The 20,992-nt window shown below is 67.8% G+C and carries 21 protein-coding genes and 1 tRNA gene; 14 read left to right on the top strand and 8 right to left on the bottom strand.

What is annotated here, in order from left to right; genetic code table 11:
* Window positions 1-75 precede the first annotated feature (75 nt).
* Window positions 76-2,628, bottom strand: a complete 2,553-nt coding sequence (gene pepN, locus ABDC25_RS09165) for an aminopeptidase N (protein ID WP_347125888.1) — start codon at window positions 2,626-2,628, stop codon at window positions 76-78.
* Window positions 2,629-2,807: 179 nt separating this feature from the next.
* Here pepN and ABDC25_RS09160 point away from each other — a divergent pair, with 179 nt between their 5' ends.
* From ABDC25_RS09160 to ABDC25_RS09140, 5 genes are read left to right on the top strand one after another with little or no spacing between them, the layout of a single operon-like run.
* Window positions 2,808-3,992 (top strand): ferrochelatase, encoded by a 1,185-nt coding sequence (locus tag ABDC25_RS09160; RefSeq protein ID WP_021200522.1) that lies wholly within the window; start codon window positions 2,808-2,810, stop codon window positions 3,990-3,992.
* Between the two features lie 38 nt (window positions 3,993-4,030).
* Window positions 4,031-4,516, top strand: coding sequence for a ribose-5-phosphate isomerase (locus ABDC25_RS09155; protein ID WP_021200523.1), 486 nt, complete (start codon window positions 4,031-4,033; stop codon window positions 4,514-4,516).
* Between the two features lies 1 nt (window position 4,517).
* Window positions 4,518-5,516 (top strand): DNA-formamidopyrimidine glycosylase family protein, encoded by a 999-nt coding sequence (locus ABDC25_RS09150; protein WP_021200524.1) that lies wholly within the window; start codon window positions 4,518-4,520, stop codon window positions 5,514-5,516.
* A gap of 39 nt (window positions 5,517-5,555) precedes the next feature.
* Entirely contained in the window at window positions 5,556-6,200 is a 645-nt protein-coding gene (locus ABDC25_RS09145; protein WP_029259196.1) for an FMN-binding negative transcriptional regulator, read from the top strand.
* Entirely contained in the window at window positions 6,197-7,693 is a 1,497-nt protein-coding gene (locus ABDC25_RS09140; RefSeq protein ID WP_347125885.1) for an amidohydrolase family protein, read from the top strand. Before ABDC25_RS09145 ends, ABDC25_RS09140 begins: the two co-directional genes overlap by 4 nt.
* An 80-nt stretch (window positions 7,694-7,773) precedes the next feature.
* On the opposite strand, the gene ABDC25_RS09135 is transcribed toward ABDC25_RS09140, so the two are convergent.
* Window positions 7,774-8,259: a DNA starvation/stationary phase protection protein gene (locus ABDC25_RS09135; protein ID WP_347125883.1), complete on the bottom strand. Its 486-nt coding sequence runs from the start codon at window positions 8,257-8,259 to the stop codon at window positions 7,774-7,776.
* A gap of 130 nt (window positions 8,260-8,389) precedes the next feature.
* Here ABDC25_RS09135 and ABDC25_RS09130 point away from each other — a divergent pair, with 130 nt between their 5' ends.
* Window positions 8,390-8,926, top strand: coding sequence for a gamma carbonic anhydrase family protein (locus tag ABDC25_RS09130; protein WP_021200528.1), 537 nt, complete (start codon window positions 8,390-8,392; stop codon window positions 8,924-8,926).
* 30 nt (window positions 8,927-8,956) lie between these two features.
* Window positions 8,957-9,030: transfer RNA gene (locus tag ABDC25_RS09125), tRNA-Ile, on the top strand.
* 4 nt (window positions 9,031-9,034) lie between these two features.
* Here the strand turns inward: ABDC25_RS09125 and ABDC25_RS09120 are convergent.
* Window positions 9,035-9,793: a helix-turn-helix domain-containing protein gene (locus tag ABDC25_RS09120; RefSeq protein ID WP_084487379.1), complete on the bottom strand. Its 759-nt coding sequence runs from the start codon at window positions 9,791-9,793 to the stop codon at window positions 9,035-9,037.
* On the opposite strand from ABDC25_RS09120, the gene ABDC25_RS09115 reads away from it, so the two are divergent.
* Both ABDC25_RS09115 and ABDC25_RS09110 read left to right on the top strand, forming a co-directional pair.
* Complete coding sequence (locus ABDC25_RS09115; RefSeq protein WP_347125880.1) at window positions 9,792-11,012, top strand: globin domain-containing protein; 1,221 nt, start codon at window positions 9,792-9,794, stop codon at window positions 11,010-11,012. The two genes, ABDC25_RS09120 and ABDC25_RS09115, sit on opposite strands and share 2 nt — an antisense overlap.
* Before the next feature lie 118 nt (window positions 11,013-11,130).
* Window positions 11,131-11,391, top strand: a complete 261-nt coding sequence (locus tag ABDC25_RS09110) for a DUF6458 family protein (protein WP_021200531.1) — start codon at window positions 11,131-11,133, stop codon at window positions 11,389-11,391.
* 44 nt (window positions 11,392-11,435) lie between these two features.
* On the opposite strand, the gene ABDC25_RS09105 is transcribed toward ABDC25_RS09110, so the two are convergent.
* From ABDC25_RS09105 to ABDC25_RS09095, 3 genes are all read right to left on the bottom strand, one after another.
* Window positions 11,436-11,753, bottom strand: coding sequence for a hypothetical protein (locus ABDC25_RS09105; RefSeq protein WP_021200532.1), 318 nt, complete (start codon window positions 11,751-11,753; stop codon window positions 11,436-11,438).
* Between the two features lie 168 nt (window positions 11,754-11,921).
* Complete coding sequence (locus ABDC25_RS09100) at window positions 11,922-12,836, bottom strand: helix-turn-helix transcriptional regulator (RefSeq protein WP_347125877.1); 915 nt, start codon at window positions 12,834-12,836, stop codon at window positions 11,922-11,924.
* 101 nt (window positions 12,837-12,937) lie between these two features.
* On the bottom strand, window positions 12,938-13,663 hold the full coding sequence (locus ABDC25_RS09095; protein ID WP_021200534.1) for a 3'-5' exonuclease: 726 nt from the start codon (window positions 13,661-13,663) through the stop codon (window positions 12,938-12,940).
* Window positions 13,664-13,729: 66 nt separating this feature from the next.
* Here ABDC25_RS09095 and ABDC25_RS09090 point away from each other — a divergent pair, with 66 nt between their 5' ends.
* Entirely contained in the window at window positions 13,730-14,629 is a 900-nt protein-coding gene (locus ABDC25_RS09090; RefSeq protein ID WP_021200535.1) for an alpha/beta hydrolase, read from the top strand.
* On the opposite strand, the gene ABDC25_RS09085 is transcribed toward ABDC25_RS09090, so the two are convergent.
* Complete coding sequence (locus tag ABDC25_RS09085; RefSeq protein WP_021200536.1) at window positions 14,601-15,074, bottom strand: Lrp/AsnC family transcriptional regulator; 474 nt, start codon at window positions 15,072-15,074, stop codon at window positions 14,601-14,603. The genes ABDC25_RS09090 and ABDC25_RS09085 overlap by 29 nt on opposite strands.
* Window positions 15,075-15,245: 171 nt before the next feature.
* Between ABDC25_RS09085 and pdhA the strand changes: the two genes are divergently transcribed.
* The 3 genes from pdhA to ABDC25_RS09070 are packed head-to-tail and all read left to right on the top strand — an operon-like array spanning window position 15,246 to window position 18,726.
* Complete coding sequence (gene pdhA / locus ABDC25_RS09080) at window positions 15,246-16,367, top strand: pyruvate dehydrogenase (acetyl-transferring) E1 component subunit alpha (RefSeq protein WP_029265400.1); 1,122 nt, start codon at window positions 15,246-15,248, stop codon at window positions 16,365-16,367.
* Window positions 16,364-17,374 (top strand): alpha-ketoacid dehydrogenase subunit beta, encoded by a 1,011-nt coding sequence (locus tag ABDC25_RS09075; protein ID WP_021200538.1) that lies wholly within the window; start codon window positions 16,364-16,366, stop codon window positions 17,372-17,374. Before pdhA ends, ABDC25_RS09075 begins: the two co-directional genes overlap by 4 nt.
* Window positions 17,371-18,726 (top strand): dihydrolipoamide acetyltransferase family protein, encoded by a 1,356-nt coding sequence (locus tag ABDC25_RS09070; protein ID WP_021200539.1) that lies wholly within the window; start codon window positions 17,371-17,373, stop codon window positions 18,724-18,726. Before ABDC25_RS09075 ends, ABDC25_RS09070 begins: the two co-directional genes overlap by 4 nt.
* Here ABDC25_RS09070 and ABDC25_RS09065 read toward each other — a convergent pair.
* Window positions 18,719-19,327, bottom strand: coding sequence for a TetR/AcrR family transcriptional regulator (locus ABDC25_RS09065; protein WP_021200540.1), 609 nt, complete (start codon window positions 19,325-19,327; stop codon window positions 18,719-18,721). The genes ABDC25_RS09070 and ABDC25_RS09065 overlap by 8 nt on opposite strands.
* A 110-nt stretch (window positions 19,328-19,437) precedes the next feature.
* Here ABDC25_RS09065 and ABDC25_RS09060 point away from each other — a divergent pair, with 110 nt between their 5' ends.
* The gene (locus tag ABDC25_RS09060; RefSeq protein WP_021200541.1) at window positions 19,438-20,991 is read left to right on the top strand and encodes a carboxyl transferase domain-containing protein; all 1,554 of its coding nucleotides are present in this window, start codon (window positions 19,438-19,440) and stop codon (window positions 20,989-20,991) included.
* Window position 20,992: the final 1 nt, after the last annotated feature.

The following is a 20,992-nucleotide window of genomic DNA, read 5'->3' as shown; positions in this document are numbered from 1 at the left end:
CTCAGCCGGGGCGTGTCGTGGTGTGGACACTCCCAGGGCGAGACAGATGGTCTCCGTTTCGGATGTACTCCGGTATCAGTCCTCGGCGTCGCGCGCCTGCGCAGCGAGCGCCCGTTCGACATCGGCCAGATTCTCGAGCACGAGTCGGCGCAGTGCCGGTGCAGCGTCCTGGTGGGCGGCCAGCCAGCCGCGGGTCGCGTCGCGGAGGGCGATGTCGGCCAGAGCCGTCGGGAAGAGCCCGACGATCAGGTACTGCGCGATCTGATAGGTGCGCGACTCCCAGACGGGGAGCAGCATGTCGAAGTACGCGGGGACGAACTCGCTCAGCACCGCTGCTCCGGACGGGTGCGTGAAGCCGAGTGCCGCCGAGCGGACGATCGTGTTCGGGGCGTCATCGCGCTCGATGAGCGACGCCCATGCGGCCTTCTTCGACGCCGAGTCCGGGAGAGAGGCGCGGGCCTGTGCCGCGAACTCCCCGCCCTTGGCGGTGTTGTCCGCGGCGAGAGCGGCATCGATGGTCGCGGCATCCGTCGCGCCGATCGTGGCGAGGCCCACGAGGAGCTGCCAGTTCAGGTCGGCATCGATCTCGAGCCCGGGCAGAGTGTCCTCGCCGGAGCGCAGACGCCCGATGATGCCGGCATGCTCCGGGGTGACCAGCGCGTTGGCGAAGGCGGTGACGAACTGCAGCTGGCTGTCGCTGCCCGGCTCGGCGGACTCCGCGAGACTCCACAGGCCGTCGGCGATCTTCAGCCGCGCCGCCTCGCGGTCGGCCGGCGTGACGTACAGCGTCGCCGCAGTGCGCAGCTGGGCGAGCGTGGTGCGCACCGTCGTCGACTCGGTCTCGCGACCGATGTTCCCCAGCACGAGGTCGAGGTACTCCGAGGCGCCGGTCTCGGCGTCGCGGGTCTGATCCCACGCGGCACCCCAGACGAGCGAGCGGGCGAGCGGGTCGTGGATGTCGGCGAGGTGCGCGATCGCGGTGGCGAGCGACTTCTCGTCGAGGCGGATCTTCGCGTAGGCGAGATCGTTGTCGTTGAGCAGCACGAGGTCGGGCCGGGCGAGACCCTGCAGCTCGGGCACCTCGGTGCGGTCGCCGTCGACGTCGACCTCGAGGTAGTGCGTGCGCGTGAGCGAACCGTCGGTCAGCGTGTAGAAGCCGATTCCGAGCCGGTGCGGACGAATCGTCGGGTAGTCCGCCGGCGCGGTCTGCGTGATCGCGAAGCGCGAGATCTTTCCATCGTGGTCCTCTGCGATGACCGGCTCGAGCGTGTTCACGCCGGCGGTCTCCAGCCACTTCTTCGACCAGGAACCGAGGTCACGGCCGCTGGTGGCTTCCAGCTCGGAGAGCAGGTCGCTCAGCTCGGTGTTGCCCCAGGAGTGCTTCTGGAAGTACTGCGACACGCCCGCGAAGAACGCCTCGATGCCGACCCAGGCGGCGAGCTGCTTCAGGACGGAACCGCCCTTGGCGTATGTGATGCCGTCGAAGTTCACCTGCACGTCTTCGAGGTCGTTGATCTCGGCGACGATCGGGTGAGTGGATGGGAGCTGGTCCTGGCGGTAGGCCCAGGTCTTCTCCATGGCGTTGAACGTGGTCCACGCCTCGGTCCACTCGGTGGCCTCGGCGGTGGCGATGGTCGACGCCCACTCAGCGAACGACTCGTTCAGCCAGAGGTCGTTCCACCACTTCATGGTGACGAGGTCACCGAACCACATGTGGGCGAGCTCGTGCAGGATCGTGACGACGCGGCGCTCCTTGACAGCATCCGTCACCTTGCTGCGGAAGACGTAGGTCTCGGTGAAGGTGACCGCTCCCGCGTTCTCCATGGCGCCGGCGTTGAACTCCGGCACGAAGAGCTGGTCGTACTTGGCGAACGGGTACGGCACGCCGAACTTCGACTCGAAGTAGGCGAAGCCCTCGCGCGTCTTGTCGAAGATGTAGTCGGCGTCGAGGTGCTGCCACAGGCTCTTGCGGCCGTACACGCCCAGCGGGATGACACGGCCGGAGGCGCTCGTCAGCTCCGAGAAGGTCGATTCATACGGTCCGGCGACGAGTGCGGTGATGTACGACGAGATGCGCGGGGTCGGCTCGAAGCCCCAGGTGGCGGTGACGTCGTCGTCGTGCACGATGGGCTCGGGCGTGGGGGAGTTGGAGACGACCTTCCACGCGGCCGGTGCCGTCACGGTGAACTGGAACGTCGCCTTGAGGTCGGGCTGCTCGAAGACCGCGAACACGCGGCGCGTGTCGGGCACCTCGAACTGGGAGTAGAGGTAGACCTCCCCGTCGACGGGGTCGACGAAGCGGTGCAGTCCTTCTCCCGTGTTGGTGTATTCGCAGTCGGCGTCCACGACGAGGACGTTCTCGGCCTGCAGCCCGGTGAGCGCGATGCGCGAGTCGGCGAAGACCTCGTTCGGGTCCAACTGCTCGCCGTTGAGCGAGATCTCGCGCACCTCGCGGGCGATGAGGTCGATGAAGGTGAAGCCCTCCGGTGTCGCGGTGAAGCGCACCACGCTGCGGGAGCCGAACACTTCGGCGCCCTTGGTCAGATCGAGGGCGACTTCATAGGACTGAGTGTCGACGACGTCGCGGCGCTCCTGCGCTTCGATGCGGGTGAGGTTCTCTCCAGGCACAGCTGTACTCCCAGGGGTGAGGGGATGTCACCGGGGCTGGGCGCAGTTGGCGCCGACGGCAACCCTGACAGCCTACGCCAGTGCGACGGATGCCCTCTCGCAGCGGCGCAGGAACGGAAACGGATAGAAACGGTGAATGCGCGCACTCCCGCACTCCGCCGAGGTGGGAGGATGGAGGGGTGACTGCGATCGAGCCGAATGTCGTTCCCTTTGCTTCGCCTGCTGCCTCCGGCGGTGCGCCCTTCGTGACCACGCCGGTCGCCTACGACGCGATCCTTCTCGCCGGATTCGGCGGGCCGGAGGGTCAGGAAGACGTGATCCCGTTCCTCCGGAATGTGACGCGCGGGCGCGGCATCCCCGACGAACGACTCGAAGAGGTTGCACACCACTATCGTCACTTCGGCGGAGTGAGCCCGATCAACGGGCAGAACCGTGTGCTCAAGCAGGCGCTCGAGAACGCCCTGGTCGAGCGAGGCATCACGCTCCCTGTCTACTGGGGGAACCGCAACTGGGCCCCGTACCTGGAAGAGGTCGTCACCGAGGCGTCGGGCAACGGTCACAACACCCTCCTGGCTTTCGCCACCAGTGCATACAGCTCGTTCTCCAGTTGCCGTCAGTATCGCGAGGACTTCGCCCGCATCCTCGAGGAGACGGGCCTGGGCGAGACCGTGACGATCGACAAGATCCGTCCCTTCTACGATCACCCGGGGTTCGTCGAAGCGTTCGAGACCGGCGTGCGGGAGGCTGTCGAAGGCTTCCTCGCCGAGGGTGTCGCCGCAGCCGACATCCAGATCCTCTTCTCGACGCACAGCATCCCGACGGCCGATGCCGAGCGCTCCGGTGCACGGGACATCGACTGGGGCGAAGGCGGTGCGTACGCCGCACAGCATCTCGCCGTCGCCGCCTGGGTGATGGACCGCGTGCGGCAGACCGTTCCGGCATCCGCCGATGTGTCCTGGGAACTCGTCTACCAGTCCCGTTCCGGCCCCGCCTCGCAGCCGTGGCTCGAGCCCGATGTGTGCGACGTGATCGGCGAGCTGCCCGAGCGCGGTCGCAAGGCCGTCGCCGTCGTACCAGTGGGCTTCATGAGCGATCACATGGAGGTCCTGTGGGATCTCGACACCGAGGCGGCGGAGGCGGCGGAGGAAGCAGGTCTCTCCTTCACGCGCACTCCCACCCCGGGCGTGTCGCCCGCGTTCGTGACGGGCATCGTCGACCTGATCGAGGAACGTCTCCAGGGCCGTCCCAACGAGGAGCGCGCGCATGTCACCTCTCTTCCTGGCGGTTTCGACGTGTGCCGTCCCGGGTGCTGCGAGAACATCCGCGCGGGCTTCAAGCCGGCCGCGGCCGGTGTCGCCCCGTGACCTCTCGGTGATGCACGCGCACTTCTAGGATGGGAGTCATGCGCATCCACATCGCCACCGACCACGCGGGCCTCGACTTCTCCACCCAGCTGCAGGGACATCTGCGCGCAGCCGGACACGAGGTCGTCGATCACGGTCCGATCGAGTACGACGCGGTCGACGACTACCCCGCGTTCTGCATCCGCGCGGCTCAGGCGGTCATCGCCGATCAGCGGGCGGGCGTCGAAGCTCTGGGTGTGGTCTTCGGAGGTTCCGGAAACGGCGAGCAGATCGCTGCGAACAAGGTGGAAGGCGTCCGTGCCGCACTCGTGTGGAACCTCTCGACGGCAGAACTGGCCCGCGAGCACAACGACGCCAACGTGATCTCCATCGGCGCACGACAGCACACCTACGACGAGGTCACCTCGTTCATCGACCGTTTCATCGAGACGCCGTTCTCCGGAGACGAGCGTCACGTGCGGCGCATCGGCCAGATCGCGGACTTCGAACGCGACGGCTCCCTGCTCCCGGACCCGCGGGCCTGAGATGCCCGAGGGTCATTCCGTCCACCGGATCGCTCGTCAGTTCGACCGCAACTTCGTCGGCAAGACGCTGAGCGCCTCCAGCCCGCAGGGCCGGTTCGCCGAAGGTGCCGCTGTCCTCGACGGGCGCGCGGCGGTGAGCGTGCAGGCCGTCGGCAAGCAGATGTTCCTCGAGACGGAAGGCGATCTGTGGCTCCGCGTGCACCTCGGTCTGTACGGGGCGTGGGATTTCGCGGGCGAGATCCTCGTCGACCCGACCATCGCCTCGGCGAACGGGCGGATGGGCCAGACCAACCAGCGGGGTACCGTCCTCGACGAGCCGATCCTCGATGATGCGGGGGAGAACTCGCTGGCGTCGATCGGAGCCCCTCGACGCACCAGGGTGCATGTGCGCATGTCGGAGCAGACGAAGGGCCTCGCCGACGAGGGGATGGAGTGGCCTCCTCCTGTCGTCGGGCAGGTGCGCCTTCGCCTGATGACCGACATCACCGCAGCCGACCTCCGAGGACCGACCGCCTGTGTGCTGCAGACGCCCGAAGAGATGCTCGCCACCGTCGCCAAGCTGGGGCCCGATCCGCTCGTCGGCGATCCGGTCGAGAACGAAGAACGGTTCGTCCGGGCGGTCCGGAAGAAGCCGACGGTCATCGCACTCCTGCTCATGGACCAGTCGGTCGTGAGCGGCATCGGGAACGTGTACCGGGCCGAGATGCTGTTCCGGCAGCGGCTGAATCCGCACACACCTGGTCGGGATGTGCCCGAAGACGTCGTGCGTGCGCTCTGGAACGATTGGGTGCGGCTGCTCGCCGTCGGTGTGGAGACCGGGCAGATGATGACGATGGACGGTCTCACCGGTGCGGACTATCGAGCGGCGATGGCAAACCGCGACGACCGCCACTGGGTGTATCACCGCGCGGGGCTTCCGTGCCGCATCTGCGGGACGGAGATCGCCCTCGAGGAGATCGGCGCGCGCAAGCTCTACTGGTGCCCCCGTTGTCAGGCCTGACCACGCACCTGCCACCGCCATCCGTTCTAGGCTGATCGAATGCGACAGAATCCCAGCTTCACGCTGGCCGACGTGACCGAGATCCGCCGAGTGATCGAGGCGAATCCGTGGGCGACGATCATGAGCGCGGGCGATGACGGACTCGTCGCCTCTCACTACGCCGTTCTCCTCGACGAATCGCGCGACGACCTGACCGTCGTCGGGCACGTCGGCCGTCCGGACGATCTCATCCACGGCATGGGCCGGCGAGAGATGCTCGCGGTGTTCCAGGGTCCACACGGTTACGTGTCTCCGGGCTGGTACGGCGATGTCGCCGCCGTGCCGACGTGGAACTACACCGCCGTGCATCTGGCCGGCGTGCCCGAGATCCTCACGGACGAAGAGAACCTCGTCGTCCTCGACCGGCTGGTGGAGCGATTCGAATCGCGGATGCCCGAACCGAGGCGTATGTGGGAGCGTCCGAATGACCCGGGATACATCGAGCGGCTCGCTTCGGGGACTGTCGGCTTCCGGTTGACGCCGACCCGCGTCGTCGCCAAGAGGAAACTCAGTCAGAACAAGCCGCCGGAGACGATCGAGACGGTGATCGCCGCGCTGTCGACCGACGGACCGTATTCCAACCCGGCTCTCGCCGCGGAGATGCGGCGCGCACAGGACGCGCGCCGAGGAGGACGACAGCAGTGACAGAACGCGGAGCGGCGATCGACACCATCACGGCCGTGCGGATCGCGGGCCCCGGGCGTGAATTCCTGATGGATGACGAGCCCGTGGACATCTTCATCGCCGACGGGCGCATCGTCGACATCGCGCCGACCGGTGCATTGCCGGCGCGGGGCGAGGTCATCCGCGGTGATGGCGCCTGGGCCGTTCCGGGGCTCTGGGACAACCACGTGCACACGGTGCAATGGGCTCTGGCATCGGAACGAGCGCCGCTCGGTCACCTGGAATCCGCCGCCGCTGCCGCCGCGGCGATGAGCGGTGTGGCCCCGTTGCCGGATGGACGTCGTGTCGGCACCGGTTTCCGTGACGCCATGTGGTCGGATCGGCCCTCACTCGACCTCCTGGACGCGGCGACCGGGGATATCCCGACCTACCTCATCAATGCCGACGTCCACAGCGTCTGGCTCAACACCGCGGCGCTCGCTCGTGAGGGGTTCCGGAGCGACGATGGTGTGCTCCGCGAGACCGACGCCTTCGAGATCTCGCGGCGCCTCAACGCGGTCGACGCCGCCCATGGCGACCGCGCCATGATGCGCGCTGGAGAGCAGGCCGCCGCGCGCGGCATCACCGGCCTGGTCGACTTCGACATGGCGTGGAGTGCGGAAGCCTGGCCGCGACGGGTCCAGGCCGGCTTCGCCTGGCACCGTGTCGAGTTCGCGGTCTACCCCTTCGACCTCGACCGTGCGATCGGCGCCGGGTTGCGCACGGGAGAACTCCGCGAGGAGCACGACGTTCCGACACCGGGTAGAGGCCTGGTCCACGTCGGGCCGCTGAAGATCATCACCGACGGTTCGCTGGGCACGCGAACCGCCGCCTGCTCGCACTCCTATCCCGGTGACCCCGACAACTTCGGGATGCTCACCGTGCCTTCCGATGAACTCGTCGCGCTCCTGACCCGGGCGACAGGCGCTGGTCTGGGCGTGGCCGTGCATGCGATCGGCGACCGGGCGATCACCTCGGCGCTCGACGCCTTCACCACCACGGGCGCCGTCGGGTCGATCGAACATGTGCAACTCGTCCGACACAGCGATCTCGCGCGGTTCGCGCGCCTCGGGGTGGTCGCCAGCGTCCAGCCGCAGCACGCCGTGGACGACCGTGATCTGGTGGATCGCCACTGGGCGGAGCAGACCGCGATCGGCTATCCGCTGGCATCGCTGCGCGATGCCGGCGTGCACCTGCGTTTCGGATCCGATGCACCCGTCGCCGAGCTCGACCCGTGGCAGGCCATCGCGGCTGCGGTATCGCGCACGGACGACGCGCGGGAACCCTGGCATCCGGAAGAACGGATCACGATCGACCAGGCGCTCGAGGCGAGCGTGCGTTCGTCGGTGCGTCCGGGCGAGCCCGCCGACATCGCCCTCTGCGCTGCAGATCCTCGCACGGCGACAGGGGCGGACCTGCGATCCATGCCCATTCGCTCCACGATTCTGGCCGGATACGTCACCCACATCGGCTGATCTTCCGCACGCACGAAGCGCGCACGAAGAATGGGCGATCCTCGGAGAACCGAGGATCGCCCCTTGCTGTGCCGATCAGATCAGGCGGCGATGTGCGAGACCAGGAACCAGCGGTCCTTCTCGAGGCCGCGCTGGATCTCGATCGCGACGTCCTGGCTGGTGAGGTCGACCTCGTCGAGGCCGTCGACGGCGGCCTTGACGTCGATGAGGATCGCGTCGATGTCAGAGATGACGGCGCGGATCAGTTCGTCCGACTGGGCGAAGCCGGCGGCGACGGAGGTGGTTCCCGCCTTGTCGGCGACTGCGTTGACGCGAGCGTCGATCGGCAGACCGAGCGCGACGATCCGCTCTGCGGCGGTGTCTGCGAAGTCACCGGCGTGGGCGACGATCGTGTCGAGCAACTCGTGGACGCCGATGAAGTTGGCGCCGCGGACATGCCAGTGTGCCTGCTTGCCGTTGATCGTCAGCGCCTGGAGGCCGAGCACGACAGGGGAGAGGAACTGGGCCGCCCCTGCAGCCACGGTCGGGTCGATGGCGGTGGTGGAAACGGTCTGTGCCTTGCTCATCTTGTGCTCCTCTGGAACGGGTTCTCGTATCTGATGAAGACAACGCTACTCAGCCTCATACATTCCGCAAGCAAGCTGAGGCTCGGCTCACTTCCGCGTGATTCCGGGGAAGTGAGGGTAGTCTCGCCTCATGAGCATCGCGTCCGGAGCCTCTGTCCTCGCCCTGCCGAACAGCACACCGTCGATCGACGCGACGGCTTTCGTCGCAGACGGGGCGCGCATCATCGGTGAAGTCTCCCTCGCCGCCGGTTCCAGCGTCTGGTACAACGCCGTGCTTCGTGGCGACTCGGCCGGGATCGTCATCGGTCCCGGCTCGAACGTGCAGGACAACGTCTCGGTGCATGTGGATGCCGGACACCCGGTCGTGATCGGTGCCAAGGTATCGGTCGGACACAATGCGGTCGTCCATGGCTGCACGATCGGCGACGGCACGCTGGTCGGCATGGGATCGGTGATCCTCAGCGGTGCGGTGATCGGTGAAGGCTGCCTCGTCGCCGGAGGCGCCGTCGTACTCGGCGGGACGGAGATCCCCGCCGGTTCCCTCGTCGCCGGTGTTCCCGCGAAGGTGCGTCGGGCACTCAGTGACGAGGAGCGTGCGGGACTCATCGCCAACGCCGACATCTATCTGGGGCACTCGCAGACGCACTCATCGGCTACCTCGGCCTGACGGCCCCGGCCGCTAGGCTGGGAGGAGTACGGGGCGGTGGCCAAGCTGGTTAAGGCAGTGGGCTCATAACCCAACGATCGCGGGTTCAAGTCCCGCCCGCCCTACTCCTCAGCCACGACCGCTCCCGGGTTCCCTCCGCCCGAGCAACAGCCGGCATTGCCGCGGCGAGACGAACGGATCCAACCGCTGCATCTCGAGCGGCCCGTCGCTGAGCTGGAGCACGTCGCGGACGAGCTGGGCGTGAACGTCGCAGACGAGCGCCTGATCTTCCGCCAACAGCCCTTGATAGCGGCACGGAGCCAAGTCGAAGCGCAGCGCCGCTTCATCGACGACGGGGTCCAGACCGGCGTCGTCGAGGTGTTCGTAGAGGACGTCGACCTGACGCAGGGCGTCCTCCTCGAGCGCAGTCGGGGCATCGTCCGTCACGGCTCGGAGCATCCGCCCCCGCTCGCTCGCCCCGTCGACGCGCGAGCGCGTGACGGTGTTCGATGTCACGTCGCGCACAGGATGGAAGACGACGGACGGACGCCCTCGACCGCCGGACCTTCGTGTCTCACTGCGGATCAGCCCCTCGTCCTCCAACACCCGCAGATGATCCCGGACGGTGTTCAGCGGGATGCCGCTCTCCTCGGCGAGCGCGCCGGCGCGCCGGCCGGGCGCCTGTTGTATGGCGTGCAGCAGCTGGAGTCGACGCGGCTGAGTGAGTCCTCGGAAGTCATGGGCGCGACGGGGCATGTGGCGAGGATAGGCGGGCGCGAACAGTCCTGGACTCCTTTCCACCGGAAATAACCCGGTGAAAGACCCGGCGCGTACCCTCGCCGCGGGAAAGGGTGGGAGAACCATGACGATGAAGAGAAGGGAAGTCATGAAACTCTCAACGGAGTCCGAGGCGGTCGTGCGTGCGACCGCGGGAGTCGTCGCGCAGCATGCGGACGAGATCACGACGCTGTTCTACCGCGAGATGTTCGCCGCACATCCGGAACTGCTCCGTGTGTTCAATCGTGCAAACCAGGCGATAGGCGAGCAGCCCAAGGCGCTGGCCGCATCGGTGGTTGCGTTCGCCGTCCACCTCATCGACCCCGAGGCCCCCGATTTCACGCCCGTCATGCGCCGGATCGCTCACAAGCACGTCTCCCTGGGCATACAGGCACGCCAGTACACGATCGTCGGGCACCACCTCCTCGACGCTGTCCAGACGGTCCTGGGCGATGCCGTCACCCCCGAGGTCAGAGCCGCCTGGGACGAGGTCTACTGGCTCTTCGGCTGCTCGCTCATCGCGGAGGAGGCGAAGCTCTATGCGCAGGGCGGAACCGATCCCGAGCAGCCGTGGCGCACATACCGCGTCGTGGAGCGCGTGGTGGAGTCCGACGACGTCATCTCCCTGCTCCTCGCTCCCGTGGAGGGGGCAGTGGCCTCGCACCGCACCGGCCAGTACGTCGCCATCGCCGTCGACCTGCCGGATGGCTCCCGACAGCCGCGCCAATGCACGATCTCCTCCGGGCCGCGAGGCGATTCGCTGCGGGTGACGGTGAAGCGGGTACGCGGTGAGGGCGGCCTGCCCGACGGCCTGGTGTCGACCTGGCTGCATGAGCACGCGCATCCCGGAACAGTGCTCGACGTATCGCAGCCGGCAGGCGATGTCGTGCTCGACGACGACGAGCACCCGCTGATCCTGGTGTCGGCGGGTATCGGCATCACTCCGATCGCTGCGATCGTCGAGGACCTGTCGCGACGTTCTCCCGGCCGCACTGTGCGGCTCTTCCATGCGGACCGCGCCCACGACACGCACGCGCTGTATCCCTCACTTCGTCGTCAGGTGCTCGCGATGGACGACGCCAGGGCACAGAACTGGTACGCGAAGGACGCAGACGGGGCCCCGACCCTGCATCCCGCTCTTCCGGGCAGGATGGACCTCACCGATGTGGAGCTGCCGGAAGACGCGGTCGTGTTCATGTGCGGACCCCTCGAGTTCATGCGGAACGCGAGAGCGACCCTTCTGCGCCGAGGAGTGCCCGCTGAGCGGATCGCCTACGAGGTCTTCGGCCCCGATCTCTGGCTGCAGCAGCCCGCGACCGACGCCGCCTGAGGTCTCCGCACACAGGGGAGGAGGGGAACGGGCGCGCGGATGTCAAGCCCCTCCTCGGCGGTGCCGCACCACGCCATGCTTTCGATGTGCGGCACCGCGCCGCAGAACGGGAGGCACCATGAGCATCGGCAGCGGAATCGCGCTCTTCGTGATCGGGGCGATCCTCGTCTTCGCAATCAACGTCGACGTTCCCTGGGTCGACCTCGACATGGTCGGCTACATCCTGATGGGGGCCGGCGTCGTCGTCTTCCTCATCGGCATCGTGCTGCTCGCACGTCGGCGTCGCACCGAGACGGTGTCGCGCACCTTCGTCGATCCCGCCACCGGAGAGCCGACGACGCGTCGCTCCGTGAGCACCAGCGGCGACGAAGCGGTGTGAGCCCAGCCGCTGACGGCGTCCAGCTCGGAGGGTGTCGGGCGCCGTCAGTCGGCGGTGACGCTCTCGAGATGTTCCTCGACGAGCGTGATGCCACCGCTCGAACTCGCGGAATGAGCCAGCTCTTCGATCCACCTTCTGCTCAGCTCCGGCGTCTGTGCGTCCTGGAAGACGAAGCGGAGCGGGATCGAGGGATGCAGCCACAGGGTGGAACGTCCGGGCGCATCGCCGTCCGGGTGCCGCCACGAGAGGGTGAAGCTCTCGTTACGACGGAGCTTGGTGGCGATGACCACTTTGAGATGCGCGAGCGCGCGGTCATCGATGTGGATGGGAGTCTTCGCGTCGCCGTAGTAGAGGCTTCCCATCAGCGTGGGGACGATTCGTGGGGGTGGCGCGCGTGGACCATGGTTCTCCTCGGGGGCGTGCTCGCAGGACCGAGGTCCGGGACACTCGAACTCTAACCGCAGATCGCTCCGACGCCCCGCGCTCGCCCCCGACCCGCCGAGCGACGCGAAGAGAATATTCGTTCCCTGTCAGGTCGATGGCAGTGCAGGCGCCATCCCGTACGCCTCGCGGTAGGCCGAAGCGAACCGCGAGGAGTTGCTGAAGCCCCAGCGTCGAGCGACCTCGCCGACCGAGCGACCCCGACCGTTGCGGAGATCACGATGGGCGCCGTCGAGGCGCGCCCGACGCAGAGCATCCGCAGGCGTGATATCGAGCGCGCGCCGGAACGCGTATTGCAGACCGCGAGTGGAGATGTAGGACGCGGCCGCGACGTCGTCGATGGTGATCGCCAGATGCGCGTTCGCATCGATGTAGGCGAGCGCTCGGCGAACGGCCGCCGGTGCACCGGCGCGCTGCGCCGGGCGCCGCAGCGATTCGGAGAATGTGGTCGGGAACGCCGAAAGCGTGATCATCAGGGCATGGCGTTCGAGCTCGGCGACGAGCAGATCGTCTGCGATCCCGTCCCGCAGGGACCGGTCGAGGTAGGCGAACATCCGCTCCCACCGTTGGGAATCCATGACGGAGTGCGGCGCGAGTCCGGTCGTGCGAAGCTCTCGCCGATCGTCGCCCGTGATCTGCCGCGCTCTGCTCTGCGCGGCCTGATGGTCGAAAACGATGGCGCGAACGCGAGCCGACCGGTCCCATCTGGCCTCGACCTCAGTGCCGTCCGACATCCAGACGGCCTCGGCGTCCAAGGAAGCGCGCCCCGACCAGACGCGCGCGTCCGGGGCGTCCACACGGCACACGAGCAACTGATCCTGCGGCTCGGCCCGCGAATGCACCTGAGCGGAAAGGCGATAGTCGACGAACGACGCGGTCTCGAGTTCCTCGGATCGCCAGTCGAATCGAAAGCTCCGCGGATCAGCATTCTGCAGAGAGGCCGAGGGAACGAACTGCTGCCACGTGGACTCGACCCGTTCGAGATCGACGGACGTGAACTGCATGGGCTGCTCCTCGTGCTTCGCGCCCTGATCCCACTCGAGGGCGCACCATCTGGAGCGTATCCCACGACACCTGATTCCGAGCCGAGGAGCAGCGACGCACGTCACTCCACGATGGGGCCGGCGTGCCGCACCGGCCAGCGTCCATCGAGCATGTCATCGGGTTCCAGACGTCCGATGCTCACGAAGTACTCGGTGAGGTTGGCTGCCTGCGAGCGGGCCCAGCCGATCTGGTGCGTGTGGAGCTGTACCGGATTCTCGGGGAGACGGAACTGACGGGCGAGCGCCTGCGCCACGCGCCCGGCGGCGATCGCATCCGCAGACGCTTCGTGGGCGCCCTCCAACGGGACGGCGTAGTGCGCCGCGACCACCTCGAGCGTGCGTCGACCGCGCCGGTAGCGGTCATACGCCTTGTCGATGACGAGCGGATCGATCACCGGTGCGGGGTCGGTGAGCGGGTCGACCCCGTGCCGAGCGGCTTCGCAGGCGAGCAGCGAGAAGTCGAACGACGCGTTGTATGCGACGACCGGCACACCCTGCCGGAACAGGGACCGCAGGGCAGCAGTCACTTCGGCGACCACCTCAGGGACGGGCCGCCCGTGGGCGCGCGCGTGCGCTGTCGTGATCCCGTGCACCGCGGTTGCGCCGTCGGGGATCGGCACACCGGGGTCCGCAAGCCACGAACGGGCCGCGACCTGTCTGCCATCGGCGTCGAGGATGCCGACGTAGGCGGTCACCACGCGGTCCGACTCGACGTCGACTCCGGTCGTTTCCAGATCGAACACCCCGACACGGGTGAGCCAGGCAGGAAGCGGGGGACCGACTGGCATGGCTTCACGCTATGGTCGGCCGCGGACATTCAGGAGAAGGCGCACGGCGACTCGTAGACTCTGAGGATGACCGTGCCTTCCCCGTATGCGGACCGTCTTCGTCGTCTGCCCGTGCAACGCCACGAGGTCGAGGTGCGCGGGGCGACCACGGCGTACTGGGCGTATGGACCCGAAGACGCCGGGACGACCGTCGTCGCGGTGCACGGCTTCCGGGGCGAGCACCATGGCCTCGAACCGGTGCTCGCATACCTCCCCGAGGTGCGGGTGATCGCGCCCGACCTTCCGGGCTTCGGCGAGTCGGCCCCGCTGCCGGGACGCCGTCACGATCTCGACGAGTACGCCGGATGGCTCACCGACTTCGCCACCGAGGTCGCACCCGGCGCGGTCATCCTCGGCCACTCCTTCGGGTCGATCGTGACGGCCGCGGCGGTGGCCCGCGGATTGCAGACTCCGCGCCTGATCCTCGTGAACCCCATCGGTGCCCCCGCGCTCGAGGGACCCAAGGGGCTCATGACGCGCCTGGCCGTGTTCTACTACGCCCTCGGCGCCCGGCTCCCGGAGAATCTCGGAACCGCGCTGCTGCGCAATCGGATCATCGTGCGGGTCATGAGCATCACGATGGCCAAGACGAAGGACCCCGAGCTCCGGCGGTTCATCCACGACCAGCATGACACCTACTTCTCCCGGTTCTCCGATCGTGATGTGCTCCGCGATGCCTTCGTCGCGAGCGTCTCGCACGACGTCCGCGAGTTCGCGCCCGACATCGACGTTCCGACGCTCTTGGTGGCAGCTGAACGCGACGACATCACGCCGATCGAAGCGGAGCGGAAGCTGGCGACGCTCTTCCCGGACGCCGGGTTGGTCGAGATCGCCCACGTCGGGCATCTGATCCACTACGAGACGCCGGCGGAGGCCGCAGGGGCGATCCGGCGCTTCCTCAGGATTCCCGTCGTGCGAGGCCGATGAGGCCGGCCACACGGAACGGGATCACCTCGCCCATGGCGAGTGAGGTCTCGGTGCGTTCCACTCCCTCGATCGACAGGATGCGCGCGTCGGTGTCGAAGAGGTGACGCGCGTCGCGACAGGCCACGCGTGCGAGCAGATCGATCGATCCGCTGAGCCCATGCGCCTGCACGACTTCGGGAATCCGGGCGAGTTCGTTGATGATGCGAGGAAGCTCCGTCTGGCGGACGCCGATGCTCACGAACGCCTGCAACGGGAATCCGAGCACGTCAGGCGAGAACGACCTCTCGTAGGACAGGAAGATCCCGCTCTGCTCGAGACGTGCCATCCGCGCCTGGATCGTGTTGCGGGACAGGCCCAGGCTCTCCGCGAGCGCGACGATCGTGGTCCTCGGGTCGTCAGCGAGTGCGGCGAGAAGCTCGAGATCGATGCGGTCCAGTCCTGGCATAGTGCCAAACCTTAGCAGGAGCCTTCCGTGCCAAATTGAGCAACATGCTCAAGCCCTTTCAGAATGCTTGAGCGAGGTGTTGAGCAGACGTACTCTCAGACCATGCCGGTGATGACGCTGGCATCAGTGCGCGGAGCCTCACGAGGGCCGCCGAGGACGAGGAGGACGACGATGTCACCGCAGATCACCCCCATCGCAGACACCGCCCAGGATCTGGAGCTCTCGGAGCGCATCCTGAATCCGGACGGCAGTCGCATCGCGAACCCTCGGCTGGATCCTTTCGTCGCCGACGTCGACAGTGCGCAACTGCGTTCGCTGCTGCGGGACATGGTCATCCTCCGGCGGATCGACGCCGAAGGCGTCGCCCTGCAGCGCCAGGGACAGCTCGGCCTCTGGGCCCCCTGCCAGGGGCAGGAGGCGACCCAGATCGGCACGGCACGCGCCATCGCGCCGGAGGACTACGTGTTCCCGAGCTACCGGGAGACCGGGGTCATCTACGCGCGCGGCGCCCAGCCGGGCGACTATGTGCGCATGTGGCGCGGCGAGGAGGGCGCCGCGTACGATCCGGCCGCACTCGGGGTCGCGCCCTTGCAGATCATCATCGGTGCCCAGACACTGCACGCCGTCGGCTATGCCTTGGGCATCCAGCACGATGGCGCCAAGGAAGTCGCGGTCACGTACTTCGGCGACGGTGCCACCAGTCAGGGCGATGTCAACGAGGCGATGATCTTCGCCGCCTCGTACCAGGCCCCCGTGGTCTTCGTCTGCCAGAACAACCACTGGGCGATCTCGGAGCCCGTCTCCGTGCAGTCGCAGTATCCGATCGCCGGGCGGGCTCCGGGGTTCGGTATCCCCAGCGTCCGCGTCGACGGCAACGATGTGCTCGCCTGCATGGCTGCCATGCGCTGGGCCCTCGATCATGCACGTGCCGGCAAGGGGCCCGCCTACATCGAGGCGGTCACGTATCGAATGGGGCCGCACACCACGGCCGATGACCCGACGCGCTACCGTGACCAGGACGAACTCGAATCCTGGCGCCGACGCGATCCGATCGCACGGCTGGAAGCCCATCTGCGCGCCACGGGAGATCTGACCGACGAGCACCTCGCCGAGACCCAGGCGGCAGCAGACGCGGTGGCGAAGGAGATGCGCGCCGCATGCCTCGGCATGGTCACGCGCCCGCCCCTCGCGGTCTTCGACGGCGTCTACGCCGAACCGCACACCGGGCTCGAGCGTCAGCGTGGTGAGTACGCCGCGTACCTCGCCTCCTTCGAGGGCGAGGCCGGCGCATGACCGAACTGACCCTCGGAAAGGCGCTCGGCGCGGGACTGCGTCAGGCGATGCGCGACGACGACAAGGTGGTGCTGCTCGGAGAGGACATCGGGAAACTCGGTGGCGTCTTCCGCATCACCGACGGGCTGCTCGACGAGTTCGGCGCAGCGCGGGTGATCGACACTCCGCTCGCGGAGTCGGGCATCGTCGGAACAGCCGTGGGCCTGGCGTTCCGCGGTTATCGGCCGGTGGTCGAGATCCAGTTCGACGGCTTCGTGTACCCCGCGTTCGACCAGATCGTCGCTCAGGTCGCGAAGCTGCACTACCGCACCCAGGGCCGGGTGAAGATGCCGATCACCATCCGCATCCCGTGGGCAGGAGGCATCGGCGCCGCCGAGCATCACTCGGAGTCCCCGGAGGCCTACTTCGTGCACACGGCCGGTCTGCGCGTGATCGCGGTCTCGAACCCGGAGGACGCGTACCGCAGCCTGCGACAGGCGATCGCCTCCGACGATCCGGTGATCTTCTTCGAACCGAAACGCCTGTACCACCACAAGGGCGATGTCGACCTGGAGGCGCCGCTCGCGGACGCAGCGCCCATGGGACTCGCGCGCGTCGTGCGAACCGGGAACGACGCGACCCTGATCACCTACGGGGCGATGGTCTCCACGGCGCTTCAGGCGGCCGACGCTGCAGCGGACGAGGGCGTCTCTCTCGAGGTCATCGACCTCCGCTCGCTCTCACCGGTGGACTACGACTCGGTCGCCGCCTCGGTGCGCAAGACGGGACGCGTGGTCGTCGCCCACGAGGCCTCTCGCGAGGCCGGCGTCGCAGCCGAGGTGATCGCGAGCATCACGGAGCGCTGCTTCGAGTACCTCGAGTCGGCGCCGTTGCGCGTCACCGGACACGACGTCCCCTACCCGCCCGCAAAGCTCGAGAAGTATCACCTTCCCGATCTCGATCGGCTGCTCGATGCCGTCGACCGGGTGCTGGACCGGCCGAACAGTCTGACGGGAGCAGGGGCATGATCGCGGAGTTCCGTCTTCCGGACCTCGGAGAGGGACTGACCGAAGCCGAGGTGGTGACCTGGCTCGTCGCCCCCGGCGACGCGGTCTCGCTCAACCAGACTCTCGCGGAGGTGGAGACGGCGAAAGCGGTCGTCGAGCTGCCCTCGCCCTATGAGGGCACGGTATCGGCCCTGCACGCCGAGGCCGGCCAGACGGTCGCCGTCGGTGCTCCGCTGATCGCCTTCGATGTGGTGGGGGAGGACGAGGATGGGCCCGCGCCCGCGTCGGATTCCGAGGAGAAGGCGCAGCCGAACCTCGTCGGCTACGGTGCCGCCCCCACGACCGCCGGCCGCCCTGCGCGACGGGCACGGCGCATCGGAGCCACCCCGGCACCGGTCGACACAGCCGTTCTCGAGGCCGCACCGCATGACGCCACCCCCTCGGCAGCCGTGGATGCGGTCATCGAACGGCCGCGCTCCACCCCGCCCGTGCGCGCTCACGCCAAGCGTCTCGGCATCGATCTCGTGCTGGTCGCCGCCGACGTGGGGGATCGAGTCATCACCCGCCGCGACGTCGACGAATACGCAGAGCGGATCGCCCACCGCACGCCGCGTGCCGACGACCTGTCGTCGACGCCCACCCCGTCGAACGCGTCAGTGCTCACAGACGCGGAGCGAGAGACCCGCATCCCCATCCGCGGCGTGCGCAAGCACACGGCGGCGGCGATGGTGCAGAGCGCGTTCACGGCCCCCCATGTCACGGTCTTCCACACGGTCGACGTGACCGCGACGATGGACCTGTTGTCGAGTCTTCGCGACGATCGCGCCCTCAGCGCACACCGGATCGGCCCGCTCGCGGTGGTCGCGAAGGCCGTCTGTCTCGCTCTGAGCCGCACGCCCGGGCTCAACTCGCGTTGGGACGAGGCCGCCGGGGAGATCGTCCAGCACAACTACGTCGACCTGGGGATCGCCGCCGCGACGGATCGGGGCCTCATCGTCCCGATGATCCGTGATGCGGAGCAGTTGACCCTCGTCGGTCTCGCGGATGCCGTGAAGTCGCTGGCCGAGGTGGCCCGTGCGGGGAAGACCTCGCCGGCGGAACTCGCAGGCGGCACGTTCTCGATCTCGAACATCGGAGTCTTCGGCGTCGATGCCGGCACACCCATCCTGCCCCCGGGGCAATCCGGGATCCTGGCCGTCGGAGCAGTGCGGCGTCAGCCGTGGGAGCACCACGGCGAGATCGCCCTGCGGCAGATGATGACCCTCAGCCTCTCGTTCGATCACCGTCTGGTCGACGGAGCCGAGGGGGCGAGCTTCCTCAAGGATGTCGCCGACATCCTCGAAGAGCCCGGACGGGCGATGCTGCTCAGGTAGTCGCGCGCAGAGCCGCGTCCGCCATCGCGATCAGTACGGTCGCGGTGGCGGAATGCCGCCTGGCGGCGGCACGGGTGCTGTGCGGAGTCGAGTTGATGAGCCCGAAGCATGCCTGCACGCGCAACCGCAGCTCATCCTGATCCGCGCCGCCGCCCGGCGTCCCATGCAACGGCGACAAGGCTGCCATCCACAACTCGATGTACGCGCGCTGGAGGCGGCGGACCTCGGCCCGGTCCGTCTCGGAGAGGAACGCGACATCACGGTCCTGCACCTGGATGACCTCGGCATTGCCCAGCGCGAACTCGACATGGAAGCCGATCAGCGCACGCATCCGCTCGTCGGGGGTCGGAGTTTCCTCGGAGACCTGCCGTCCACCGCGGATCAGATCCTGACTCACCTTGACGAGCACGGCCCCGAGCAGTGCCTGCTTGCCGGCGAAGTGACGGTAGACGGCCGGTCCGGATACGCCGACGGCAGCCCCGATGTCCTCCAGGCTCACGCCGCTGTATCCACGCGCGGCGAAGAGACGCGCGGCAGCGTGCAGGATCGCATCCGACCGTTCAGCCTTGGCGCGGTCTCGGGCGGTGACCGGGCTTGTCATCTCAGTTAATCCTCGCTAACCTGAATCAACGGGTTAGTGAACACTAACCGAAAGTGCATGCACCGCGCCAGGGCCCGCCCTCGCGGACGTGGGTCGAGGAGGACATCACGATGCCGGCAACCCAGGAGTCTCTCGCGCAAGACCTGCGAGACCGCCTCGCGACCGCGGCTCGCGGCGGACCGGAGGCGTCCCGCGAACGCCACGTCGCGCGCGGCAAACTGCTCCCGCGGGACCGCGTCGCTCGGGTGCTCGATGAAGGCAGCCCGTTCCTGGAAGTCGCCCCCCTCGCGGCCGACGGCCTGTACGGGGGAGAGGCGCCCGGTGCCGGGGTGATCGCCGGGATCGGACTCGTCCACGGTCGCCACGTCATGGTGGTCTGCAACGACGCGACGGTGAAGGGCGGCACGTACTACCCCCTCACGGTCAAGAAGCATCTGCGTGCGCAGGAGATCGCCCTCGAGAATCGCCTGCCTTGTCTGTACCTGGTCGACTCGGGAGGCGCCTTCCTCCCGAAGCAGGACGAGGTCTTCCCGGATCGGGAGCATTTCGGCCGGATCTTCTTCAACCAGGCGCGTATGTCCGCCGAAGGGATCCCTCAGCTCGCCGCAGTTCTCGGTTCCTGCACGGCGGGTGGCGCCTACGTCCCCGCCATGAGCGACGAGACCGTGATCGTCCGCGGCCAGGGAACGATCTTCCTCGGGGGGCCGCCCCTGGTGAAGGCCGCGATCGGCGAGATCGTGACCGCAGAGGAACTGGGCGGGGGAGAACTGCACGCACGACGCAGCGGTGTGGTCGACCATCTCGCGGAAGACGACGAGCACGCCCTCGAGATCCTGCGCGATATCGTCGCCACGCTCCCCGCACCCGCAGCTCCGGCCTGGGACGTGGCGCCCAGCCGACCGCCGTCCGAGTCCTCCAGCCTCTACGACGCGGTTCCCGTCGACGTGAATGCCGCGTACGACGTGCACGAGGTCATCTCACGCCTCGTCGACGGCGACACGTTCCTCGAGTTCAAGCCCGAGTACGGCACGACCCTGGTCACCGGTTTCGCCCGACTCCATGGTCATCCCATCGGCATCGTCGCGAACAACGGCGTGCTGTTCAGCGAGTCCGCGCTCAAGGGCGCCCACTTCATCGAGCTGTGCGATCAGCGCGGGATCCCGTTGTTGTTCCTGCAGAACATCACCGGGTTCATGGTCGGCTCCGACGCCGAGGCCGGAGGCATCGCGAAGGACGGCGCGAAGATGGTCACTGCGGTCGCAAGCACACGGGTGCCGAAGCTCACGGTCATCATCGGCGGTTCTTTCGGGGCCGGCAACTACTCCATGTGCGGCCGTGCCTACTCGCCCCGCTTTCTGTGGACGTGGCCTGCGAGCCGCATCTCCGTGATGGGCGGCGCGCAGGCGGCGTCGGTGCTCGCCACCGTCAAGGAGGATCAGCTGACCGCGCGCGGCGATGCCTGGAGCGGCGAGGACCGTGCGGCGTTCGAGGCTCCGATCCGTGAGCAGTACGAACACCAGGGCGAGCCCTATTACGCCACAGCCCGACTCTGGGACGACGGGATCGTCGACCCTGCACAGACCCGCGACCTCCTGGGGCTCTCCCTCGACGTCATCTCCCGCAGCCCGCTGCCCGAACCGCGCTTCGGCGTCTTCCGGATGTGAG

Origin of the sequence: Microbacterium sp. SY138 (genome assembly GCF_039729145.1) — a bacterium.
Lineage (GTDB): Bacteria > Actinomycetota > Actinomycetes > Actinomycetales > Microbacteriaceae > Microbacterium > Microbacterium maritypicum_A.
The sequence above is the reverse complement of the archived record's forward strand: the minus strand, read 5'-3'. Positions and strand labels throughout refer to the sequence as shown.

Bases quoted from the DNA above. Each gene is read 5' to 3' on its own strand.
- ABDC25_RS09155 (WP_021200523.1), top strand. From the start codon at position 4,031: ATGCGCATCCACATCGCCACCGACCACGCGGGCCTCGACTTCTCCACC.
- ABDC25_RS09150 (WP_021200524.1), top strand. From the start codon at position 4,518: ATGCCCGAGGGTCATTCCGTCCACCGGATCGCTCGTCAGTTCGACCGC.
- ABDC25_RS09145 (WP_029259196.1), top strand. From the start codon at position 5,556: ATGCGACAGAATCCCAGCTTCACGCTGGCCGACGTGACCGAGATCCGC.
- ABDC25_RS09135 (WP_347125883.1), bottom strand. From the start codon at position 8,259: ATGAGCAAGGCACAGACCGTTTCCACCACCGCCATCGACCCGACCGTG.
- ABDC25_RS09130 (WP_021200528.1), top strand. From the start codon at position 8,390: ATGAGCATCGCGTCCGGAGCCTCTGTCCTCGCCCTGCCGAACAGCACA.
- ABDC25_RS09115 (WP_347125880.1), top strand. From the start codon at position 9,792: ATGAAACTCTCAACGGAGTCCGAGGCGGTCGTGCGTGCGACCGCGGGA.
- ABDC25_RS09120 (WP_084487379.1), bottom strand. From the start codon at position 9,793: ATGACTTCCCTTCTCTTCATCGTCATGGTTCTCCCACCCTTTCCCGCG.
- ABDC25_RS09110 (WP_021200531.1), top strand. From the start codon at position 11,131: ATGAGCATCGGCAGCGGAATCGCGCTCTTCGTGATCGGGGCGATCCTC.
- ABDC25_RS09105 (WP_021200532.1), bottom strand. From the start codon at position 11,753: ATGGGAAGCCTCTACTACGGCGACGCGAAGACTCCCATCCACATCGAT.
- ABDC25_RS09100 (WP_347125877.1), bottom strand. From the start codon at position 12,836: ATGCAGTTCACGTCCGTCGATCTCGAACGGGTCGAGTCCACGTGGCAG.
- ABDC25_RS09095 (WP_021200534.1), bottom strand. From the start codon at position 13,663: ATGCCAGTCGGTCCCCCGCTTCCTGCCTGGCTCACCCGTGTCGGGGTG.
- ABDC25_RS09090 (WP_021200535.1), top strand. From the start codon at position 13,730: ATGACCGTGCCTTCCCCGTATGCGGACCGTCTTCGTCGTCTGCCCGTG.
- ABDC25_RS09085 (WP_021200536.1), bottom strand. From the start codon at position 15,074: ATGCCAGGACTGGACCGCATCGATCTCGAGCTTCTCGCCGCACTCGCT.
- pdhA (WP_029265400.1), top strand. From the start codon at position 15,246: ATGTCACCGCAGATCACCCCCATCGCAGACACCGCCCAGGATCTGGAG.
- ABDC25_RS09075 (WP_021200538.1), top strand. From the start codon at position 16,364: ATGACCGAACTGACCCTCGGAAAGGCGCTCGGCGCGGGACTGCGTCAG.
- ABDC25_RS09070 (WP_021200539.1), top strand. From the start codon at position 17,371: ATGATCGCGGAGTTCCGTCTTCCGGACCTCGGAGAGGGACTGACCGAA.
- ABDC25_RS09065 (WP_021200540.1), bottom strand. From the start codon at position 19,327: ATGACAAGCCCGGTCACCGCCCGAGACCGCGCCAAGGCTGAACGGTCG.
- ABDC25_RS09060 (WP_021200541.1), top strand. From the start codon at position 19,438: ATGCCGGCAACCCAGGAGTCTCTCGCGCAAGACCTGCGAGACCGCCTC.